Here is a 1,690-nt window from a genome sequence, read left to right on the forward strand (position 1 = left end):
CACACTATCGTTAAGTGAATACATAGCTTAACGAAGCGAACCGGGGGAACTGAAACATCTAAGTACCCCGAGGAAAAGAAATCAACCGAGATTCCCCTAGTAGCGGCGAGCGAACGGGGAGCAGCCCAGAGTCTGAATCAGCATGTGTGTTAGTGGAACGGTCTGGAAAGTCCGGCGATACAGGGTGATAGCCCCGTACACAAAAATGCATGTGTTGTGAACTCGAAGAGTAGGGCGGGACACGTGGTATCCTGTCTGAATATGGGGGGACCATCCTCCAAGGCTAAATACTCCTGACTGACCGATAGTGAACCAGTACCGTGAGGGAAAGGCGAAAAGAACCCCGGCGAGGGGAGTGAAAAAGAACCTGAAACCGTGTACGTACAAGCAGTGGGAGCCTTGATTTATCAGGGTGACTGCGTACCTTTTGTATAATGGGTCAGCGACTTATATTCTGTAGCAAGGTTAACCGAATAGGGGAGCCGAAGGGAAACCGAGTCTTAACTGGGCGTTAAGTTGCAGGGTATAGACCCGAAACCCGGTGATCTAGCCATGGGCAGGTTGAAGGTTGGGTAACACTAACTGGAGGACCGAACCGACTAATGTTGAAAAATTAGCGGATGACTTGTGGCTGGGGGTGAAAGGCCAATCAAACCGGGAGATAGCTGGTTCTCCCCGAAAGCTATTTAGGTAGCGCCTCGTGAATTCATCTTCGGGGGTAGAGCACTGTTTCGGCTAGGGGGTCATCCCGACTTACCAACCCGATGCAAACTACGAATACCGAAGAATGTTATCACGGGAGACACACGGCGGGTGCTAACGTCCGTCGTGAAGAGGGAAACAACCCAGACCGCCAGCTAAGGTCCCAAAGTCACAGTTAAGTGGGAAACGATGTGGGAAGGCTCAGACAGCCAGGATGTTGGCTTAGAAGCAGCCATCATTTAAAGAAAGCGTAATAGCTCACTGGTCGAGTCGGCCTGCGCGGAAGATGTAACGGGGCTAAACTGTGCACCGAAGCTGCGGCAGCGACACTATGTGTTGTTGGGTAGGGGAGCGTTCTGTAAGCCGTTGAAGGTGGCCTGTGAGGGTTGCTGGAGGTATCAGAAGTGCGAATGCTGACATAAGTAACGATAATGCGGGTGAAAAACCCGCACGCCGGAAGACCAAGGGTTCCTGTCCAACGTTAATCGGGGCAGGGTGAGTCGACCCCTAAGGCGAGGCCGAAAGGCGTAGTCGATGGGAAACAGGTTAATATTCCTGTACTTGGTGTTACTGCGAAGGGGGGACGGAGAAGGCTATGTTAGCCGGGCGACGGTTGTCCCGGTTTAAGCATGTAGGCGGAAAGTTTAGGTAAATCCGGACTTCTTTTAACGCTGAGGTGTGATGACGAGGCACTACGGTGCTGAAGTAACAAATGCCCTGCTTCCAGGAAAAGCCTCTAAGCATCAGGTAACATCAAATCGTACCCCAAACCGACACAGGTGGTCAGGTAGAGAATACCAAGGCGCTTGAGAGAACTCGGGTGAAGGAACTAGGCAAAATGGTGCCGTAACTTCGGGAGAAGGCACGCTGATATGTAGGTGAAGTGATTTACTCATGGAGCTGAAATCAGTCGAAGATACCAGCTGGCTGCAACTGTTTATTAAAAACACAGCACTGTGCAAACACGAAAGTGGACGTATACGGTGTG

General features: G+C 51.3%; 1 rRNA gene. It reads left to right on the top strand.

Going from position 1 to position 1,690, the window contains the following annotated elements:
• Positions 1–1,690, top strand: a 23S ribosomal RNA gene (locus ABOC97_RS23835); the annotation flags it as partial.

It is taken from the genome of Kluyvera huaxiensis (genome assembly GCF_040149365.1).
In the GTDB taxonomy this organism is placed as follows: domain Bacteria; phylum Pseudomonadota; class Gammaproteobacteria; order Enterobacterales; family Enterobacteriaceae; genus Kluyvera; species Kluyvera intermedia_A.